Source organism: Bradyrhizobium sp. CB2312 (assembly GCF_029714425.1).
GTDB lineage: Bacteria > Pseudomonadota > Alphaproteobacteria > Rhizobiales > Xanthobacteraceae > Bradyrhizobium.
The window spans coordinates 9,593,878-9,610,153 of sequence record NZ_CP121668.1; the positions used below are offsets into that span (position 1 = coordinate 9,593,878).

Here is a 16,276-nt window from a genome sequence, read left to right on the forward strand (position 1 = left end):
AGTAACCTGCTCTAGAAAATCACTTCGACCGGGATCGAACTATCAACGTTGCTGACAGCCTCCTGCCAACTTGTTGCGCATCACACCGCGTCGGGGAACTCGCCCATGGCCGCCTCCAGCCGCGCCTTGCGGCGGCGTGCCCAGGAGACCAGCGAGAGCACGGCAAGGCCCAGCACCACCGGCGGGAACACCACCATGTTCACCGCGGACCAGCCGAAATTGGCCAGCAGCTGGCCCGAGGAGAACGAGCCGATCGCCATCATGCCGAACACCAGGAAGTCGTTGAAGGCCTGCACCTTGTTGCGCTCCTGCGGGCGATGCGTCTCCAGCACCAGCGCGGAGGCGCCGATGAAGGAGAAATTCCAGCCCACGCCGAGCACGATCAAGGTGGCCCAGAAGTGCATCGCGGTGAGGCCGGAGAGGCCGACGCCGGCGGCGCCCGCTTCCAGCAGCAGGCCAACAGCGACGATCACGGGCGCGCCGAAGCGCGCGATCAGCGCGCCGGTGAAGAAGCTCGGGCCGTACATGGCGACGATGTGCCATTGAATGCCGAAATTGGAATCGGACACGCTGAGGCCACACATCTTCATGGCGAGCGGCGCCGAGGTCATCACCAGATTCATCACGGGATAGGAGATGACGCCGCACAGCGCGGCGGCGATGAAGCGCGGCTGACTGACGATCGTGAGCAGCGGCCGGCCGCCGTGCAGATCGGCCGGCGCGGGCTTGGGCATATCGACGCCGGCGACGATGCCCATCGCGACCAGCGCCACGGCGGCCTGCACCAGGAAGCTGAAGGCGAACAGATAAGGCGACCACACGTCCATGGTCCATTGCACGAGCTGCGGACCGAGCACGCCGGCGAACACGCCGCCTGCCATCACCCACGACACGGCCTTGGGCCGATAAGCGACGCTGGCGCCGTCGGCGGCGGCGAAGCGATAGGATTGCGCCACCGCGCCATAGAGGCCGCCGAGGAAGGTCGCGAGGCAAAACAGCGCGAACGAGCCGTGCAGGATGGCGAAGCAGCCGAGCAGGCCCGTCAGCGCGCCAAGGCCGGTGCCGACCACGAAGGCGGCGCGGCGGCCGAAGCGGCGCGAGATCGCGCCGGTCGGCAGCGTGCCGGCGGCGAGGCCCACCACATACATCGAGATCGGCACGGTCGCGAACGACATGTCGGGCGCGAGCGTGGCGCCGACGATCGCACCGGTGGCGAAGATCACCGCCGAGTTGGCGCCGGTCAGCGCCTGCGCGGCCGCAAGGCGCACCACATTGGCACGCACGCGCGAATCGTCGGCGATCTCGTTGGCTGAAGTCACGTCTAGCATCGGCATTTCCGCCCCAAGGGGCTCTCGAGGAGCGCGTTGATTCCCGGCACTATGGAGGGGCACGGGAGGGCGGGCAACCGGCGCAAACGGGCGCGGGCCATGCCTCTGACGCAATCAGGCGGATGATACCGGAGCACGCCCTTGACGGCTTGCGCTCGATCAAATCCTATCCGCCGCGATTTTTCGGAGTTTCGTTCATGTCCGCCGACGACAGGCCCACGCTCAGCGCACCCGATGACGATCCCTGGCTCTGGCTGGAGGAGATCGAAGGCAAGCAGCCGCTTGATTTCGTCGAGCGGCAGAATCAGCTGACGCTCGCTGCCTTCGGCGGCGCGGCCTTCGAGCGCGACCGCGACATCCTCGCCGCGATCTATGATCGTCCCGACAACATCCCCTATGTCAGCCGGCGCGGCAGCGATCTGCACAATCTCTGGAAGGACGCCACCAACCCGCGCGGCCTGTGGCGGCGGACCACGCTGGCGGAGTTTCGCAAAGCGAGTCCCGCGTGGGAGACGCTTCTCGACGTCGACAAGCTCGCAGCGGACGAAGGCGAGGACTGGCTGCTGAGCCAGATGGCCACGATGCCCGGCAGCTCGCGGGCGATCCTGAGCCTGTCGCGCGGCGGCAGCGACGCCGTCACCTTGCGCGAGTTCGACCTCGCCACGAAGAGCTTTGTCACGGACGGCTTTGCGCTGCCGGAAGCAAAGGGCGGCGTCGACTGGCTCGATGCCGACACGCTTCTGCTGTCGAGCGCGCATGGCGAGGGCATGGCGACGAGCTCCGGCTATGCGCGGACAGTCCGGCTGTGGCGGCGCGGACAGGCGGTCGAGCAGGCGCAGGTGATCATCGAGACCACTGCCGATCACATGATGATCTACGGCATGAGCGACGACACCGGACCTGCACCGCGGGTCTGGATCGTCGACCAGATCGACTTCTTCAATCACGCAATCTGGCTGCGCGATGCGGCCGGCACCACGACGAAGCTCGATCTGCCGACCGGCATCTGGATGCAGGCGCATGGCGACTGGTTCGCGATCAAGCTGCGCAAGGACTGGTCCGTCGAAGGCCGCAGCTATGCCACCGACACCGTGCTCGGCATCTCGCTCTCGGCCTTCCTCGCCGGCAGCCGCGATTTTGCCGTGCTGTTCGAGCCGGCGCCGCGGCGAGCGCTGCAGGGCCTGTTCTGGGCCGCGGGCAAGCTGGTGCTGTCGATCCTCGACGAGCTCCAGCCGCGCTTCGAAATCTGCACGCCGTCCGCCACCGGCTGGAGCCGAAAGACGCTCCCCGGCCTGCCGCAGATCGGGGTCGTCGACGTCTGGCCGCTCGACCGTTATCCCAGCGAGAGCAATGGCGATTTGCTCGCCAATGTGCAGGATCCGCTGACGCCGCCGTCGCTGCTGCTGCTCGAACGCGGCGTCGAAAGCCCGATGGTGCTGAAGCAGGCGCCGAAGACATTCACCGCCGACGGCCTCGTGGTGACGCAGCACGAGGCGATCTCGGTCGACGGCGAGCGCATTCCCTATGTGCAGACGGGTCCCGCGACCGACACCGGCGATGCGCCGGTTTACATGAGCGCCTATGGCGGCTTCGGACATTCCGTGAAGCCGTACTACAACGCCTCGCTCGGCAAGCTGTGGCTGGAGCGCGGCGGCACGACGGTGCAGGCGAACTTACGCGGCGGCGGCGAGTTCGGCACGCGCTGGCACGATGCCGGCCGGCTCGCCGGCAAGAAGCTGTCGCATGACGATTTCGCAGCCGTCGCCGCCGATCTCGTCCGCCGCGGCGTAACGAGCGCAAAGCGCATCGCCGCGCAGGGCGGATCGAACGGCGGCATCCTCATCACCAACATGCTGGTGCGCTATCCCGAGCGGTTCGGCGCACTGTTCTGCACCATCCCGCTGATCGACATGCGCCGTTACACAAAGCTGCTCGCGGGCGCGAGCTGGATCGCGGAATATGGCGACCCCGACAAGGCGGAGGAGTGGGAATGGCTGAAGACCTACTCCGCCTATCACAACGTGAAAGCCGGCCAGTCCTATCCGCCGATCCTGATCGCCACCACGCGGCGCGACGACCGCGTCCATCCCGGCCACGCGCGCAAGATGGCGGCGAAGCTGCAAGCGATGGGCTATGAAGCCTGGTTCTACGAACCGGCCGCCGGCGGCCACGGCTATGGCAAGGACAACAAGGAGCGCGCCGGCTTCGAGGTGATCGGCTTCCGGTTCTTGAAGGAGAAGATCGGCTGGCGGGATGGGGAGGGCTAGCGCCGTCCCGTCGAAGCTTTGATCGGAGCGTAACGTGAGGCGGGCACTGCTCCCTCATTCCCTCCCCCTCGCGGGGGAGGGAGCGCACCGCCGTCGCGGCGACAGCCCGGATCTCGTCGCGCTCAACTCCGCGAAAACACCAGAGTCAGATTATTCGCGGGCATCTCGATGGTGTCGACCAAGCGCAGGTCTGCCGCCGTTGCCAGCTTCTCGACATCGCCGACATCGCGCACGCCCCATTCGGGATTGCCTTCACGCAAGGAGGTGTCGAACACGGCATTGCTGAGCGCAGTGTGCTTGCCGTCGCGCTTGAAGGGACCGTAGAGGAACAGCTTGCCGTCGGCGCGCAAGTAGCGGCCGGCGCCGGCGAATAGGCCCTCGGCCACGCTCCATGGCGCGATGTGGATGACGTTGGCGCAGAACAATGCGGCAAGGCTGGTCGGCGCCTGCCCGCTTCGCATCTCCGGACACCAGTCGGGATCGGTGAGATCGATCCGCAGGGGCGAGCGGATGTTTTGCAGGCCCGAATGGACGCGCCAGGCCTCGATGCTCTTCAGATGCCGCTGGTTGAGATCGCTCGGCCACCACACGAGGCCCGGCGTGTGGCGGGCGAAATGGACCACGTGCTGGCCGGTTCCACTGCCGACCTCGACCACGTTGCCGGTCAGCCCAGCGACGTGCTTCTCCAGCGCCGCCCAGAGCGGCTCGTGATTGCGATGAAATGCCGGCGCATCGAGCCGCCCGTCCGGTTCGACCCGTCCGCCGTCCCTGCCAAATTCGACGACATATTCAGCCAATTGAGGTCCCCTTGAAAAACGAGAACGAGATAAAAAACAGAACGAGCGCCCAAACGCCCTGAAAACAGCCGACCCACGTCCGTTGACCTTACCCTTGGGTCCGAAACTCTTGGGTCCGAAACTCTTGGGTCCGAATCCGCCGAACAAATAATCTCTTTAGTTGCAATGCGGAAGATATTAACTCCATTTTGCCGCGTGCATAGTCTTGATTGTCAGGCGATGCCCTTTGTGCTTTGGAACGCTATATTTCCGCGAACGAGATCATCGACATAACGCCTCGGAATGACGCCTTGACCGCCCTTCCCCGGACGCCCGTCCTTTACCTCCTGCTGGCACTCGCCGCCGGCCTTGCCGCAAGCCCTGCGCGGGCGCAATCCGCTGTCGCCGAGGGCCAGAAGCTCGCCTTCGACCGCGGCAAGGGCAACTGCCTGACCTGCCACGTGATCAAGGGCGGCGACCTGCCGGGAACGATCGGTCCGGAGCTGAAGGACATCAAATCAAAATACCCTGATCGCAACGAGCTGGTCGCGATCATCTTCGACGAGACCAAGCGCAACCCGCAGACCATGATGCCGCCGTTCGGCCGGAACCGGATTTTGACCGAGCAGGAGATCAGCGCGATCGTTGATTTCCTGCAGACCCTGTGACTTCAGGCATCCCAGGAGATTTGAGATGACCACCACCACCGGCCCTCTTCCGACGCGGCGCCTGATCCTTCAGGGCGCAGCCGGCGTCGCGCTGCTCGGCCTTGGCAATCTGCCGTTCGGCGCTACGTCGGCGCTCGCGGCGGCGAACGACAGATATCCGGAAGAGGCGTTCAAGCTGAAGAACGAAGCCGACGCGATCAAGGCCCTCTACGGCAAGACCGCCGAGCCCTCCGACAAGATCAAGCTCGATGCGCCGGAGATCGCCGAGAATGGCGGCGTGGTGCCGATCTCGGTGTCGACGACGCTCGACAAGGTGACCTCGATCTCGTTCTTCGTGGCCGAGAACCCGAACCCGCTCGCGGCTTCCTACAGGATTCCCGACGGCACGCTGCCGGGCGTCGCCAATCGCCTGAAAATGGCCAAGACCACCAACGTGACCGCGATCGTCGAAGCCGACGGCAAGCTCTACAGCGCGACCAAAGAGGTCAAGGTCACCGTCGGCGGCTGCGGCGGGTAAAGCGCGATTATCGCGCTTTACCTTTTATTTTTGGGCATGATCTGGTCGGGAAACCGCTGCACACTTTTCCGGATCATGCTCTGAGGGAGATCGACATGGCATCCAGCATTCGCGTCCGCGCCACCACCAACGGCGACATCACCGAGGTGCAGACACTGATCCAGCACCCCATGGACACCGGTCTCGTCAAGGACTCCAAGGGCGAGCTGATCCCCGCGCACTTCATCCAGCAGCTGAAGTTCGAATGCAACGGCAAGGACGTCTTCGTCGCCGATTGGGGCACCGCGGTCTCCAAGGACCCCTACGTCAAGTTCAGCTTCAAGGGCGCCAAGAAGGGCGACGAGCTCAAGATCTCCTGGACCGACAACAAGGGTGCGTCGGATACGACCACCGCGAAGATTTCGTGATGAAGGCCCGCACCTCGCTCCTGCTTGGCTCGCTCAGCGCCGCGCTGGTCGCGTTCGCGCTGACCTCCCCGCGCGTGGTCGCGGCCGACAAGGTCGATCCCGTCGCCGACGCGAAGGCGTTCCAGAACTTCTTCTTCCAGAAGTTTCCGGATGTGAAGCACGAGGACTTCGTCAACGGTCCCTATTCCATGAACGCCGACATGAAGCGGCAGTGGCAGGAGAAGGAGGAATTTCCGCCTTACGAGTTCGCGCTCGATGCCGGCAAGGAGATGTTCGCGACGCCGTTCAAGAACGGCAAGACCTATGCCGACTGCTTCCCGAACGGCGGCATCGGCATTCGCCAGAACTATCCTTACTTCGACACGAAAGAGGGCAAGGTCGTCACGCTGGAGCTCGCGCTCAACCGCTGCCGCGAGGCCAATGGCGAAGCGCCCTATTCCTACGTCAAGGACGAGATGGCTTCGCTGACCGCCTACATGGCCTACACGTCGCGCGGCAAGCCGATGGACATCAAGATTCCCGATGATCCCCGCGCACTCGAAGCCTTCGAGAACGGCAAGCGTTATTTCTACACCCGCCGCGGCCAGCTGAATTTCTCCTGCGCGAGCTGCCATGTGCAGAGCCCGGGCGAGCGCATCCGCGCCGAGATCCTGGCCCCCGCGCTCGGCATTTTGAACGCAATGCCGATCTACCGGTCTGAATGGAGCGGCATGGGCACGACCAGCCGCCGCTTCGTCACCTGCAACAGCCAGACCCGCGCGGTTCCGCTCGAGCCGCAGGCAGATGAATATCGCGACGTCGAGTATTTCCTGTCCTACGTCGCCAACGGCCTGCCGATTTCAGGCCCAGGGGCACGACCATGAGCGCGGCCATGAAGCTGTCACTTGCCTTGGCCATGCTGCTCGCCGTAAGCCTCGCGCCATCCGCGCGCGCGGCCAATGAGGCGGACTACAAGGCGGCCTATGCCGCCGCCGAGGCCGCCTCCAAGGAGGCAGCCGGCATGCGCAACCAGTGGACCGTGACCGTATCGACGCTCGCCGCCGCCAAGAAGGCGGCCGATGGCGCCGATTTCGACCGCGCGGTTGCCGCTTCCAAGGAAGCCGAGGCGCTGGCGAAGGCGTCGATTGTCCAGGCGGCGTCCGAAAAAGAAGCCTGGAAGGCCATGGAAATCCGCTAAAGCGCGATGCGATTAGGATTAGGATCGCCATCGCGCTTTAGCTCTTTGTTTGAGCATGATCTTTTCGGAAAACCGCTGCGCACTTTTCCGGATCATGCTTTAGACTTGAGCGCGTTGAACTGTCGTAGCCGAGCATAGGCGCGGAGAATCTGGGATGGCCATCCGCCGCCGTGATTTCCTGAAGAGTACAGCCGCTGTCGCAACCTCGCTCAGCCTGCCCCGGCTCGCGCGCGGCGCCGAGACCGCAAGCATTTACGACCTCGAACGGTTCGGCAATGCGCGGATCCTGCACACCACCGACACGCATGCGCAGCTCAATCCGGTCTATTTCCGCGAGCCCAGCGTCAATATCGGCATCGGCGAGATGGCGGGGCGGCCGCCGCATCTGGTCGGCCGCGCTTTCCTGGAGCGGTTCGGCATCCGGTCCGACAGCGCCGATGCCTACGCCTTCACCTGCTTCGAGTTCGAGAAGTCCGCGGGCCGCTTTGGCAAGCTCGGCGGCTTTGCCCATCTGAAGACGCTGATCGACCGTTTGCGCGGCGAGGCCGGTGAGAAGCGATCTGTGCTCGTCGACGGCGGCGATCTCTGGCAGGGCACCGGCCTTGCCAACACCATGCAGGGCCGCGACATGGTCGAGATCGCCAATCTGCTCGGCATCGAGGCGATGACCGGGCATTGGGAATTCACCTATGGCGAGCAGGTGCTGCGCGACAATCTCGAGCGCTTCAAAGGCGAGTTTCTGGCGCAGAACGTTTTTCTCACCGAGGAAGCCGCGTTCAACGACGCGCTCGCCTTCGACAAGGCCAGCGGGCGCGTGTTCAAGCCCTCGGTGATCAAGGAACTCGGCAGCCATCGCGTCGCGATCATCGGCCAGGCGTTTCCCTATGTGCCGATCGCGCATCCCAAACGGTTCACGCCCGACTGGACCTTCGGCATCCGTGAGGAAGAGCTGCAGAAGCACGTCGACGGCCTGCGCAGCACCGACAAGGTCGATGCGGTCATCCTGCTCTCGCACAACGGCATGGACGTCGATCTCAAGCTCGCAAGCCGCGTCACCGGCATCGACGTCATCCTCGGCGGGCATACCCATGATGCCGTGCCGCAGCCGATTGCCGTGATGAATGCCGGCGGCACCACGCTCGTCACCAATGCCGGCTCCAACGGGAAGTTTCTGGGCGTACTCGACCTCGTGCTCGAGAAGGGCAAGGTCGGCGACGTCAGATATCATCTGCTGCCGGTCTATTCCGAGCTGCTCAAGCCCGATCCGGCCATGGCCGAATTGATCGGCCGACTGCGCGCGCCGCATGTGACCGACTGGGCGGAGAAGATCGCCACCCCGGACCGCCTGCTCTATCGCCGTGACAATTTCGCCGGGCCCATGGACGAGCTGATCTGCACCGCGCTGCGCACCGAGCTCGACGCCGAGATCGCGCTGTCGCCGGGCTTCCGCTGGGGCGTCACCGCGCTGTCGGGCCAGGCGCTGACCATGGAGGATGTGCTTGCGGAGACCGCGATCAGCTACCCCGAGACCTATGTGCAGGAGATGACCGGCGCAGAGATCAAGGACGTGCTGGAAGACATCTGCGACAACCTCTTCAACGCCGATCCCTATTACCAGCAGGGCGGCGACATGGTGCGCGCCGGCGGGCTCAGCTACACCTGCAGCCCGACCAACGCGATCGGCAGCCGCATCTCGGAGCTAAAGCTCAATGGCGGCAAGGCGTTGAGCGCCAGCCACCGCTACAAGGTCGCGGGCTGGGCCTCGGTCAACGGCCAGCAGGGCGCGCCGGTGTGGGACGTCGTCGCCAAATATCTGCGCTCGGGCCGGATGCTTCAGGAACGGCTCGGCAGCGGCGTCACGCTGAAGGGCGTCGAGGGCAATCCGGGCATTGCGGGATAGGGATGATGCGGTCGCAAATTCTTCGCGTGCTGATGCTGCTCGCCTGGATGACGATGCCGCAGGCTTTTGCCCAGCAGGTGCCGCTCCAGGACAAGCCGTTCGCCGAGCACAAGATCGTGCTCCAGCTCTCCGACGGCGATGTGAAGAAGCAGGCGCTGGTCCTGAGCATCGCCAACAATCTCTTGAAGGCCTACGACCCCGACAAGGTCGCGATCGAGGTCGTCGCGTTCGGTCCCGGCATCGATCTGCTGCTTGTTGGCAGCGAGCGCCGCACGCAGGTCGAGAGCCTGATCGCGCAGGGCGTGCGCTTCGACATTTGCCTCAACACCGTGGATACGATCGAGCGGGAGACGGGGAAGCGGCCGGAGTTCATTCCAGCGGGGACGCCGGTGCAGGTCGGGGTCGGGCAGATCCTGTTCCTGGCGGAGAACGGGTATACGGTGGTGAGGCCGTAGGGGGCGTCAGGGCAGTCCCACGCTACTCACCGCTGTCATTCCCCGCGAAAGCGGGGAATCCAGTAGGCCGCAGCTTCTCCGTACCCCCTCACTGTCTCTGGAATACCGGATCGCTTCACGGCCGATGACAGCAGTGGTGGGGGGCAGACCGCGCTAAGCCACCCCTCCCATCCCCCTGCAAGAAAAATCTTCCAAATATTACCATCTACACAGTGAATTGCTTCTCTTTCTGCCCCGTCCCGTAGTAGAATCCTCGAAACCAGTTCCACGCCGGGGCCTGCCATGATCTTCCGCCAGCTCTTCGACAGCGTTTCGGGCACTTACAGCTATCTGCTCGCGAGCCGGCCCGGCGGCGAGGCGCTGATCCTCGATCCCGTGCTGGAGAAGGTCGATCGCTATTGCCAGCTGCTGCGCGAGCTCGACCTCAAGCTGGTCAAGGCGGTCGACACCCATCTGCATGCCGACCATGTCACCGGCCTCGGCGAGCTGCGCGACCGCACCCATTGCATGACCGTGATGGGCGACCAGACCAAGGCCGACGTGGTGGCGATGCGGGTTGCCGACGGCGACAAGGTCACGATCGAGGGCCTGTCGCTCGACGTGATGTACACGCCCGGCCACACCGACGATTCCTACTCCTATCTGATGGGCGACCGCGTCTTCACCGGCGATACGCTGCTGATCCGCGGCACCGGCCGCACTGATTTCCAGAACGGTTCGTCGCGCGCACAATACGAGTCGATCTTCAACCGGCTGCTGAAGCTGCCGGACGAGACCATGGTGTTCCCGGCGCACGACTACAAGGGCGACACCGTCTCCACCATCGGCGAGGAGAAGCGCTACAATCCACGGCTCCAGGTGCGCTCGGTCGACGAATATATCGAGCTGATGGCGAACCTGAAGCTGCCCAATCCGAAGATGATGGACGTCGCGGTGCCCGCCAACATGCGCGTCGGCCTGCATCAGGAGGAGCTGGCGAAGGAAGGCCGCGCGCTCAGCGCTGCGGAGGCGATCCGTTCGCTCCACCGGCCCGACATCCTGCTTGTCGATCTGCGCGAGACCAATGAACGGATGAAGCACGGCATGCTCGAAGGCGCGCTGCACACGCCCTATCCGTCGGTCGAGGAGAGCCTGAAGCCCGGCGGCATGCTGCGCGAGGTCGCGGCCGCGACCGGCCGCCGCGTCGTGTTCTTCTGCGCCTTCGGCGAGCGCTCGGCGATGGCGGTGGCCGCCGCGAAGGACGCGGGATTGTCGAACACCGCGCACATCGCCGGCGGCATCGATGCCTGGAAGAAGGCGGGCGGGCCGGTGGTGCACGCCTGACGCCGCTACGCAGCCTTGCGACAGATCAGGGAACCCCACATATTTTCCGGATAGAATCGGGTGAAGCATCACCATCCGGGACCAGCCATGGCCAAAACCGCCAAGCCAAGCGCGCCGCCGAAGACGAAGACGGCTGACGACAAGACAAAGACACCCCCGCCTCCGCGCGACTTCGACGACGATTACGAAGACGGCGACATCGCCACGCCGAAACGGGATCGTTACGGCAATGACGACGAGCCGTTGTGAGGGCGTGAAGCTTGCCGCACGAACGGTACGTTCCCCCCTTGCGGGGGAGGTTAGGGAGAGGGGTGCCACACGGCACACTTTGTCGAGAGCGCAACAGACTCTTTGCAGCGACGACCGATAGACCTTTTGCTGGGCCACCCCTCTCCCCGGCCCTCCCCGCAAGGGGGAGGGAGCGCAGTGTGCCCCACTGCACCGCCGGGCAATCATCGCGATTGCAGCCCCCACCCGCACTACCTGCCATGCGCCTGCGTTCATGGACAAATAACCGCTCTCCCCGATAGTTTGCCCATCCCCTCCAGGATGTGAAACGGAACTGCAATGGCCGATGTTCTCGCCGCACCGCAGCAAGGCAAGGCGGACAGCGCGCTGCGCACGCTGACGGGAATCTCGATCGCGCATTGGGTCAGCCATTTCCATATGCTGGTCCTGCCGATGCTGTTTCCGTTCCTGAAGGAGAAACTCGGGGTCGGCTATATCGAGCTCGGCTTTGCGCTGACGGTGTTCGCGGTCGTGTCCGGCCTGACGCAGGCGCCGACCGGCTATCTCGTCGATCATTTTGGCGCGCGGAAGCTCCTGCTGGGCGGCCTTACGCTCGGTGGCCTCGCGCTGATCCTGCTCGGCCTGCATCTCAGCTATGCCTCGCTGATCGCCTGCGCCGTGCTGCTCGGGCTCGCCAACAGCGTCTATCACCCCGCCGACTACGCCATCCTGGCCGAGCACATGGACGAAGCGCGGATGGGCCGCGCCTTCTCGGTCCACACCTTTGCCGGCTATCTCGGCGGCGCGGTGGCGCCCGCGATCGTTGCTGCACTGGTCATGGTGTCCGGTGGTACCGGCGCGCTGATCGCCTCGGGCGCGATCGCCATCCTGGTGGCGCTGCTGCTGGTGACCATGGGCATCCCCGAAGCCGGCGCGCACAAGAAGAAGCCGGGTAACGCGGCCGCGCCGAAGCAAGCCGTGATCACGCCGGCGCTGATCATGCTCACGGCGCTGTTCACGCTACTCAGCCTGTCGGTCGCCGGCATCAACAATTTCGGCGTGGTGGCGCTGATGAGCGGCTATGGCGCGTCCTATTCGATCGCCAATGTCGCGCTCACCGCGTTCCTCGGCGCCAGCGCCGCCGGCGTGCTCGCGGGCGGCTTCCTCGCCGATTACACCGAGCATCACGGCTATGTCGCCGCCGCCTGCTTTGCCGCGAATGCAGCGATCGTGCTGCTGATCGCGCTGGTCACGCTGCCCGGCTGGGCCTTGACCGCGACGATGGCGACCGCGGGCTTCCTCTCCGGCGTGATCGCGCCGTCGCGCGACATGCTGGTGCGCAACGCCGCGCCGCCCGGCGCCGCCGGGCGCGCCTTCGGCATCGTCTCCACCGGCTTCAATCTCGGCGGCATCGTCTCACCGCTGCTGTTCGGCTGGATCATGGACCAGAGCGAACCACACTGGGTGTTCGGCGCCTCCGTGATCTTCATGCTGGCGACGGTGGTGCTGTCGCCGTTCACGGAACGGAAGCCGGCGAGGGCGTAGAAGAATTCAGCTGTCGTCCCTGCGAACGCAGGGACCCATAACCACAAGGAGCGGTTGAAGCGCGAAGCTGGTCACTCCGAGTCGTCGCAAAACATCTCCCTGTGGTTATCGCGACGAGCGCAGCGCTCGCGCGGGGGTCCCGGATCGGCGCTCCGCTTCGCTGTGCCTGTCCGGGACGACGAGCCGATAAAGCAAAACACAACAAAACAAAACGGGAAGAAACACCATGAGCACCCCTGATCTCGTGATCCGCGGCGGCACTGTCGCGGATGGAAACGGCGGCGAGCTGTTCGAGGCTGACGTCGCCATCACCAGTGGCAGGATCAGCGAGGTCGGGAAAATCTCTGCCAAGGGTCGCGAAGAGATCGACGCGCGCGGCAAGCTGGTGACGCCGGGCTTCGTCGACGTCCACACCCATTATGATGGCCAGGTCACCTGGAGCCAGGACATCACGCCGTCCTCGCAGAACGGCGTCACCACCGCGATCATGGGCAATTGCGGCGTCGGCTTCGCGCCGTGCAAGCCCGCCGATCACACCCGGCTGATCCAGCTGATGGAAGGCGTCGAGGACATTCCGGAGCCGGTCTTGAGCGCCGGCATTCCGTGGGCCTGGGAGAGCTTTCCGGATTACATGGACTGGCTCAGCAAGCGCGATTTCGACATCGACGTCGGCGCGCAGCTGCCGCATGCCGCGCTGCGGGTCTATGTCATGGGCGAGCGCGGCGCCCGCCGCGATCCCTCGACCGCGGAAGACAACGCGGCGATGGCAAAGCTCGCGGGCGAGGCGGTGCGCTCCGGCGCGCTCGGCTTCTCGACCTCGCGCACGCTCAACCACCGCACCTCGACCGGCGATTTCACGCCGACCTTGAAGGCCGGCGAGGACGAGCTGACCGCAATCGCCGACGCGATGCACCGGCAGGGGCGCAGCGTGCTGCAATTCGTACTGGATCTCTCCACCATCCACGAAGATTTGCCGATGATGCTGCGGGTGGCGGACAGCACAAAGTGCCCGATCTCGTTCTCGATCACGCAGAACGACAAATCGCCCAATCGCTGGCGCCAGACGCTGGATGAGATCAATGCGGCGGCGAAACGCGGCCTCTCCATCACCGCGCAGATCGCTGCGCGCCCAGTCGGCCTGCTGCTCGGGCTCGAGCTGTCGCGAAACCCGTTCCAGACCCATCCGAGCTACAAGGCGATCGCGCATCTGCCGCCGCAGGAGCGGCTGGCGCTGCTGCGTCAGAGCGAGGTGCGCAAGGCGATCCTGAGCGAGACGGCGACGTCGACCGACGATCCGCTATTCTTCCGTCCGAACTACGACAAGATGTTCCTGCTCGGCGACCCCCCCGATTACGAGCAGCCGCCGGAGAACGCGCTGGGGCCGCAGGCGCGCAGGCAGGGCCGCCAGCCGGAGGAGCTCGCCTATGATGCGATGTTGTCGGACGAGGGCCGCGGCATGCTCTACGTGCCGTTCCTCAATTATTCCGACGGCAATCTCGATGCGACGCGCGAGATGCTGATCGACCCACAATCGGTGCCGGGCCTGTCCGATGGCGGCGCGCATTGCGGCATCATCTGCGATGCCAGCTTCCCGACCTATCTGCTGACGCACTGGACGCGCGACCGCAAACGCGGCGAGAAGCTGACGATCCCGTTCGTGGTCGCCGCGCAGTCGCGCAAGACCGCGCTCTCGGTCGGCCTCACCGACCGCGGGCTGATTGCGCCCGGCTACAAGGCCGACGTCAACGTGATCGACTACGACCGCCTGCACCTGCATCCGCCGAAGGTGCATTACGACCTGCCGGTCGGCGGGCGGCGGCTGTTGCAGGATGTCGACGGCTATGAGGCGACGATCGTGTCGGGCGTGGTGACGCGGCGGCACGGCGAGGCCACGGGGCAGAGGCCGGGCAAGCTGATTCGGGGCGCGCAGAGGATGAATTAAGCGACGGCGGTGGCTGAGGCGCGAAAGCCGCGCCTCACTCTCGGTGTCGTCCCCGCGAAGGCGGGGGACCCATACGCCGCAGCAATAGTTTGCGACGAGCGGAGTTACGGCCTTCCGCCAAACAACTCCCTGTGGTTATCGCGACGAGCGCAAGCGCTCGCGCGGAGGTCCCGGGCTCGCGCGGAGCCTGTCATCGGGCCGCGCTTCGCGCGGACCCGTTGGCGCGCCCCGGGACGACTGTTGTGTTTGGGGTTGGCAGCGTCCCCCTTACGTCGGCGAGACCGCGCCCTTCAGCGGGGCGGGCTGCGCCGCTGCACCACCCGTCAACCTCGCGCGCTCCGTGTTCGGCCAGAGCAACAACAGGCCGAGCAGGCCGGAGCCGACCATGACGGCGGCGTTGATGCTGAAGCCGGTCATGTAGCCGTCGAGCATGCTGCCGGCGCGCTGGATCACGGTGCCCATCACGTTCGGCGCGATGATGCCCGAGAGTGTGTAGAGCGCGCCGTAGATCGCGAGGATGGCGCCGCGCTGCGACACCGGCGTGAACTCGCCGAGCATGGGCGGGCAGACGACATAGATCGCGCCGCAGAGGCCGGTGCCGACCACGAGCGCGGTGATCTGGAGGCCCGCGCCCTGAACATGCGGCATCATCGCCAGGATCAGCCCGCCGATCACCAGCGGCACCGAGCCGAGCACGCCGCGGGCGACGCGGGTGTTGTAGCCGCGCGCCATCATCACCTGCGAGATCCACCCGGTCAGGATCACGATGGTGGCACCGAACACCCAGGGCAGGATCGAGATGAAGCCGGCCTGGCTTTGCGAGAAGCCGAGCCCCTTGACGATGAAGGGTGTGAACCAGGTGAGGCCGAGCGACAGCGCCCAGTAAGCGCCGAAGGTCGCCGCGACGCAGCCGATGAAGGTGCGCGAGGTGAGAAGCTGCAAATAGGGGATCGCCGGCTCGGTCGCGGCCGCGACCTGCGTGCTCTCGAGCGGGCCCTCCTTGCCGAGCGCGAGCCAGGCCGCAACCCAGATCAAGCCGACGACGCCAAGGGCGCCGAAGGCATAGTGCCAGGAGTGATTGACGATGACCCAGTTCAGCGCCGGCACCGCGAGGATGACGCCGAAGGCCGAGCCTTGCGACAGGATCGCGGTCGGCAGCGTGCGCTTCTCGTCGGGGAACCATTTGTAGATCGCGTGCGCCGCGACCGAGAACGCCGGTCCTTCGCCCGCGCCGAGCACGATGCGGCAGATCAAGAGCGTGGTGAAGGAGACGGTGCCGACCATCGGAAACTGCGCCAGCGCCCAGATCACCGCCAGCGTCAGCAGCACCCAGCGCGTCGGCACCTTGTTGACGATGAAGCCGACCACGATCGCCGAGATCGAGAACAGGAAGAAGAACGAGGAGCCGAGCAGGCCGAATTGCTCGGCGCTGAGCTTCATGTCGGTCATGATCGGCACGCCGGCGAGGCCGACGACGATCTTGTCGGCGAAGTTTACCAGCATGAAGAGAAAGAGCAGAAACGTGACGGTCCAGGCGCCCTTCGGCGTTTCTTTGGACGTCCCTGCCGTCGTACCCGCCGCGGACGGCATTCCCTGAGCGCTCATGATTCTCCCCGTCTGTGTTTTGGCACTTTTTTGATTTGGCCTTCATGAAGCTAACAACGGCTTCGGGAGCAACGCAACCCCGGCATTTCCCCACCAAGTGTGCTACGCAACATTTCCGTTAATTCCGCCCGGCGCCAT

Annotated in this window: 15 protein-coding genes; 12 read left to right on the plus strand and 3 right to left on the minus strand. The window is 65.1% G+C overall.

What is annotated here, in order from left to right; all coding sequences use genetic code 11:
• Positions 1-80 precede the first annotated feature (80 nt).
• Positions 81-1,328, minus strand: a complete 1,248-nt coding sequence (locus QA642_RS45670; protein ID WP_283082676.1) for an MFS transporter — start codon at positions 1,326-1,328, stop codon at positions 81-83.
• A gap of 197 nt (positions 1,329-1,525) precedes the next feature.
• Between QA642_RS45670 and QA642_RS45675 the strand changes: the two genes are divergently transcribed.
• Complete coding sequence (locus QA642_RS45675; protein ID WP_283082677.1) at positions 1,526-3,595, plus strand: prolyl oligopeptidase family serine peptidase; 2,070 nt, start codon at positions 1,526-1,528, stop codon at positions 3,593-3,595.
• Between the two features lie 122 nt (positions 3,596-3,717).
• Here the strand turns inward: QA642_RS45675 and QA642_RS45680 are convergent, their stop codons facing one another.
• On the minus strand, positions 3,718-4,392 hold the full coding sequence (locus QA642_RS45680) for a DUF938 domain-containing protein (RefSeq protein ID WP_283082678.1): 675 nt from the start codon (positions 4,390-4,392) through the stop codon (positions 3,718-3,720).
• Positions 4,393-4,682: 290 nt separating this feature from the next.
• Between QA642_RS45680 and soxX the strand changes: the two genes are divergently transcribed.
• The 11 genes from soxX to QA642_RS45735 all read left to right on the plus strand — a co-directional run bounded on the left by soxX (position 4,683) and on the right by QA642_RS45735 (position 14,533).
• Positions 4,683-5,039, plus strand: coding sequence for a sulfur oxidation c-type cytochrome SoxX (soxX, locus tag QA642_RS45685; RefSeq protein WP_027563197.1), 357 nt, complete (start codon positions 4,683-4,685; stop codon positions 5,037-5,039).
• Positions 5,040-5,064: 25 nt separating this feature from the next.
• The gene (gene soxY / locus QA642_RS45690) at positions 5,065-5,556 is read left to right on the plus strand and encodes a thiosulfate oxidation carrier protein SoxY (RefSeq protein ID WP_283082679.1); all 492 of its coding nucleotides are present in this window, start codon (positions 5,065-5,067) and stop codon (positions 5,554-5,556) included.
• Positions 5,557-5,651: 95 nt separating this feature from the next.
• Positions 5,652-5,963, plus strand: coding sequence for a thiosulfate oxidation carrier complex protein SoxZ (gene soxZ / locus QA642_RS45695; protein ID WP_283082680.1), 312 nt, complete (start codon positions 5,652-5,654; stop codon positions 5,961-5,963).
• The gene (soxA, locus tag QA642_RS45700) at positions 5,963-6,826 is read left to right on the plus strand and encodes a sulfur oxidation c-type cytochrome SoxA (protein WP_283082681.1); all 864 of its coding nucleotides are present in this window, start codon (positions 5,963-5,965) and stop codon (positions 6,824-6,826) included. Before soxZ ends, soxA begins: the two co-directional genes overlap by 1 nt.
• Positions 6,827-6,834: 8 nt before the next feature.
• A complete protein-coding gene (locus tag QA642_RS45705; protein ID WP_283082682.1) occupies positions 6,835-7,140 on the plus strand; it encodes a hypothetical protein in 306 nt (101 codons plus the stop codon).
• 154 nt (positions 7,141-7,294) lie between these two features.
• Positions 7,295-9,040, plus strand: a complete 1,746-nt coding sequence (soxB, locus tag QA642_RS45710) for a thiosulfohydrolase SoxB (RefSeq protein WP_283082683.1) — start codon at positions 7,295-7,297, stop codon at positions 9,038-9,040.
• A 2-nt stretch (positions 9,041-9,042) separates the two neighbouring features.
• On the plus strand, positions 9,043-9,495 hold the full coding sequence (locus tag QA642_RS45715) for a hypothetical protein (RefSeq protein WP_283082684.1): 453 nt from the start codon (positions 9,043-9,045) through the stop codon (positions 9,493-9,495).
• A 282-nt stretch (positions 9,496-9,777) separates the two neighbouring features.
• Positions 9,778-10,818 (plus strand): MBL fold metallo-hydrolase, encoded by a 1,041-nt coding sequence (locus tag QA642_RS45720; RefSeq protein ID WP_283082685.1) that lies wholly within the window; start codon positions 9,778-9,780, stop codon positions 10,816-10,818.
• An 87-nt stretch (positions 10,819-10,905) separates the two neighbouring features.
• Positions 10,906-11,067: a hypothetical protein gene (locus tag QA642_RS45725; RefSeq protein WP_283082686.1), complete on the plus strand. Its 162-nt coding sequence runs from the start codon at positions 10,906-10,908 to the stop codon at positions 11,065-11,067.
• 318 nt (positions 11,068-11,385) lie between these two features.
• A complete protein-coding gene (locus tag QA642_RS45730) occupies positions 11,386-12,591 on the plus strand; it encodes an MFS transporter (protein WP_283082687.1) in 1,206 nt (401 codons plus the stop codon).
• 226 nt (positions 12,592-12,817) lie between these two features.
• Entirely contained in the window at positions 12,818-14,533 is a 1,716-nt protein-coding gene (locus QA642_RS45735) for an amidohydrolase family protein (RefSeq protein ID WP_283082688.1), read from the plus strand.
• Between the two features lie 267 nt (positions 14,534-14,800).
• On the opposite strand, the gene QA642_RS45740 is transcribed toward QA642_RS45735, so the two are convergent.
• Positions 14,801-16,138 carry an MFS transporter gene (locus tag QA642_RS45740; protein ID WP_283082689.1) on the minus strand — a complete coding sequence of 446 codons (1,338 nt, stop codon included), beginning with the start codon at positions 16,136-16,138 and terminating at the stop codon, positions 14,801-14,803.
• Positions 16,139-16,276: the final 138 nt, after the last annotated feature.